This is a genomic window from Moorena sp. SIO2C4 (assembly GCF_010672485.1).
In the GTDB taxonomy this organism is placed as follows: domain Bacteria; phylum Cyanobacteriota; class Cyanobacteriia; order Cyanobacteriales; family Coleofasciculaceae; genus Moorena; species Moorena producens.
In genome coordinates, this window is sequence record NZ_JAAHGN010000659.1 from 1 (window position 1) to 4,253 (window position 4,253).

3 protein-coding genes are annotated in these 4,253 nt (G+C 45.5%); 1 reads left to right on the forward strand and 2 read right to left on the reverse strand.

What is annotated here, in order from left to right; all coding sequences use genetic code 11:
* The first annotated feature begins 638 nt into the window (after positions 1-638).
* On the forward strand, positions 639-1,571 hold the full coding sequence (gene dacB / locus F6K20_RS26615) for a D-alanyl-D-alanine carboxypeptidase/D-alanyl-D-alanine endopeptidase (RefSeq protein WP_008185355.1): 933 nt from the start codon (positions 639-641) through the stop codon (positions 1,569-1,571).
* Between the two features lie 118 nt (positions 1,572-1,689).
* On the opposite strand, the gene F6K20_RS26620 is transcribed toward dacB, so the two are convergent.
* Positions 1,690-2,535, reverse strand: a complete 846-nt coding sequence (locus tag F6K20_RS26620) for an SDR family oxidoreductase (RefSeq protein WP_008185353.1) — start codon at positions 2,533-2,535, stop codon at positions 1,690-1,692.
* A gap of 321 nt (positions 2,536-2,856) precedes the next feature.
* The coding region (locus F6K20_RS26625; protein WP_287296635.1) for a B12-binding domain-containing radical SAM protein at positions 2,857-4,253 on the reverse strand (1,397 nt) is incomplete at its 5' end.

The following is a 4,253-nucleotide window of genomic DNA, read 5'->3' on the forward strand; positions in this document are numbered from 1 at the left end:
TCGGGGCTACTGGCTACGAAGTTGAATATGATGGCAAGGCGCGCCCCTAACACACCCTACTTTTTGACCTTGCGGTATCTAATCCTTAATGGGATGGCCTTTCGGCCACGCTACGCGAACGCAAACTGCTGAAACCTAACCAGATTTGATGTATTATTTCCCCTATTACAAATTGAAGTACCTGTGGGTGGACTAACATAAAACTCACCTTAAACCCACCAGACTCAAACCCCCAGGGTCAACAACCTTCAACCTGTAACCTTCAACCTTCAACCTTCAACCTGTAACCTTCAACCTGTAACCTTGGCCAAAGGCCACGCTACGCGAACAACCCACCTGACAAGGAACCCCAAGAGGGAACAACCTTAAAAAAAAAATGGATAAATTCATCTAAGATTCATAGAAATATAATCTGTTTTTGAATAAAATTCAGGAATATTGAAAGAATAGTCATAGTCTAGATCGGGACTATTATAATGTCTTGATTTTTGGGATGCTTATTTTTAATTAAGCAACGAAAAATTATTCAGTTTTGTCAAAGGTATTGTAGGATGTAGTTTGGGATAAAACCCTAAACTACCAATGCTTTTTTTGATCTGTTAGTGCTTGTTGAATTGTAGCAACACGACTACCTCACTATGACCCAATTGAATTATTGGTTGAAATCCTTAGGAATGCTAACTGTAGCTGTGCTCACTACGGTAACTCCTATTACGTCTAAAAAAGCTAGCGCTAGAACAGTTGCGGACTTAAGGCAACAGGAAAAATCTCTGGAAATTTCTGTCCTTCCTCCAGACACAGATCCAGATTCCATTAAAATCCCTGTTCCCCCTCCCGAAAGCAACAAGAATGGCATTTGTCCGGAGTTTCTGCCACCAGTGATTGACTCGATTATCGATCATCCTTCTTTTGCCAGAGGTAAATGGGGGATTTTGGTTGAATCGTTATCGGAAGAGAAGATTTTTTACAGCCACAATGCTAATCAATACTTTATCCCTGCTTCTAACATCAAACTATTAACTACAGCGGCAGCATTAAACAAGCTTCATCCCAATACTCCGATTCGCTCTAAGTCAATGGAAGAATGGGTAAAGATAACGAATCTAAAAAGCCACAATAGCTATGCTGATACCTTATTGCGCTATATTGGCGGGTCGGAAGTAGTGCAGGATGCTTTGGCGGAATTGGGAGTTGACCCTAATAGTTATCGACTGGTAGATGGGTCTGGCTTATCCCGGAAAAATTTAGCGACTCCAGAGGTATTTGTAACCACTCTCAAAGGGATGAGTGATGCCAATAATAACGAAGTTTTCCTAGCCTCTTTACCGGTTGCAGGAGTGAGCGGTACCCTCAAAAATCGGTTGCGTCATCCCTCTACACAAACCAAAGTTCAGGCCAAAACCGGCACCCTCAGAGGAGTGAAAGCTCTGTCTGGATATCTAGAACATCCCGATTACGGAACTATTGTGTTTAGCATCATGGTTAATCAACCATCCCAGTCAGGCAAAGTCTTAGAAAAAGGAATTGATCAGATTGTTCTGCGATTGACTCAGCTGATGCCTTGTAGTTGATAGAGAGTGTGGGGCGGGGGCGCGGGGAGATGGGGAGATGGGGAGATGGGGAGATGGGGAGATGGGGAGATTTTTATTAAGGGTAATTATCCGACTCCTGAGTGTCTAATCCTTCAAACTAGTCTTCCCCCGATTCCCGATTACCGATTCCCGATTCCCGATTCCCTGCAACAATCCGATCAAAATACCAATTCAATACCGGAGCGAGCAAACTATGAAACCGGCCTAGTAATCTCATCTCGAATCCTGGCATGATCCCAAACTGCTTTTTCTCAATACCTCGTACAATCTGATTCGCTACAGCAGTTGCACTCCACATCTGGGCACTGCCAGTAATCATCTTAGTTTCCAGGGGCTTAGTTTTATTTTCTGCTTCCAGTTGTGGGGTATCGGTATCGGGAGGATAGACAATAGAAACATGAATGCCTTGGGGCTTTAACTCACCCCGTAAGGATTCCGTTAAACCCCGCAGGGCAAATTTACTGGGACTGTAAGGGGTATAGCCATAAATACCAATCAGTCCAGCACCGGAAGATAGCAGTACAATATGACCCTTGTGTTGCTTTACCATGCTGGGTAGTACTGCTTTAATTGCATAGAGGGAACCAAAATAGTTAACTGCCATGGTTTGTTCAAATACCTCTATGGGCAGCTCTTGGAAGTAACCGGGATGAGCAATACCAGCGCTAGTGATTAATAGGTCAGCCGGACCGATTTGGTCGATTGCTTGCTCAATGGCTGTTTCTACCTGTATCTGCTGGGAAACATCAGCAGAAATAGTTATAATTTTTGCTTGCGGATCTGTTCCCATCCCTTCAATCTCGACTTTAGCCTGCTCTAGCTTAGCTGTATCCCTAGCAATCAAGGTCAGATTAGCTCCCTTCTGGGCTAATAATTTGGCAGTGGCTTTGCCAATCCCACTGGAACCCCCTGTGATAATAGCGTGCTGTTGATTGAAGGTCATGGTTGAGTCTATTCCGAAGGAGCCTTAATTTTTAAGGGAACAGGGAATAGGGAACAGGGAATAGGGAACAGGGAGTCGGGAATCGGGAGTCGGGTCGCACCTGTAGAATGGGCATCAGGCGTGGAACTGGCATCTTGTGTAGAACTGGCATCTTGCCAGTTTCCTCCTTATTTTGGGGCGGGCAGGATGCCCACTCTACTCCTATTCATTCCAAGACTGACGCAACGTTTTGCGATCGCACTCTTATCTAGCAGTTGTGATCGTCATCAGGTACACCAATTTTTGCCCTGTTCCCAGATCCGCTGTTCCCTAAAGAATGAATTATGCGATCGCGGATTCGCTTACCGCCACTTCCTCATTCTTAGCCGGTAAAGGTGCTGGTTTATTAGTCATAAATTCAGCCAGCTGAGCCTCAATTTGGTCACGGACAATTTGGCGATATTCCAGGAAGTGTTCTGCGTAGGCACAAAGTACAAAGAAAGAGCCGACCACTTTCGGTTTCTGCTGAATCAGCTTAAACAGACTCTTCCAGAACGTCCAGCGGGTCTTACGGACAACCCCTTGTCGCCAGCATATGGTTAGTAGCGCCCGGATAGTTATCCAATCGATCGGACGAGATACACCATGCCTTGGTAGACCCAGCTTCATCAAGTAGTTGTAGATGCGGTTTAAAAATCGCTCTGGGTCATACAGTCTCCAAAACGCCTCCACATATTCACGAGCAATTTCTTCCACAGGCCGAGTTGGCACAAAATTGAGCAAAGTCGTTTGGTTAATATTAGCCCCACCATCGATAAGTCGTCCTTCTTTCTCAAGGCGATGCCACAGAGCAGTATTAGGCAATGCCTGCAACATACTAAAAAAAGCAATAGGAATCGACGTTTTCTCAATAAACTGGACAATGCGATCGCCTGCGCCAGGTTTTTCCCCATCAAAGCCCATGATAAACCCAGCCATCACCCTGATACCTGCCTGGGTAATTGCATCCACCGATTCACTCAGAGAATCCCGAGTATTTTGCAACTTTTTAGTCAGGGTAAGGCTGTCTTCATCAGGAGTTTCAATGCCCAAAAAGACCGCTTTAAAATTACAATCGACCATCAGGTCGATCAGTTCTTGGTCTTGAGCCAAATCCACGGAAGCTTCTGTGATGAAGTTAAAAGGATACTCGTGTTCAGCCATCCAGACTTTCATGGCTTTCAGCAGAATCTTGACATTGCGCTTATTGCCAATAAAGTTGTCATCGACTAGAAAAATCCCCCCTTGGAAATTCAGTTCTAAGAGGCGTTCTAGTTCAGCTAACAACTGCTCGGGAGTTTTGGTGCGGGGTTTGCGACCGTAGAGGACAATAATATCGCAGAATTCGCACTGAAATGGACAGCCCCGAGAGAACTGGATTGCCATAGTGTCATAGGCTTCGAGGTCGAGAAGATCAAAACGGGGGATTGGGCTCTCCGTCACATCCGGCTTCTCACCATTGGCACGAAACACCCCTTGACTCTCGCCCCGTTCAATCGCTGAGACAAACATCGGTAGGGTAATTTCCCCTTCATCCAAAATCAAGTAATCTGCCCCAGCCCCTTCAGGTTCGTGGGGTGAGGTGGTCGGGTAAGGACCACCAACGGCTACCTTTTTCCCACGGCGCTTAGCTTCCTGAATTTGCTCAAGAAAATCCTTTTTCTGGACGATCATACCTGAGATAATCACTATCTCAGCCA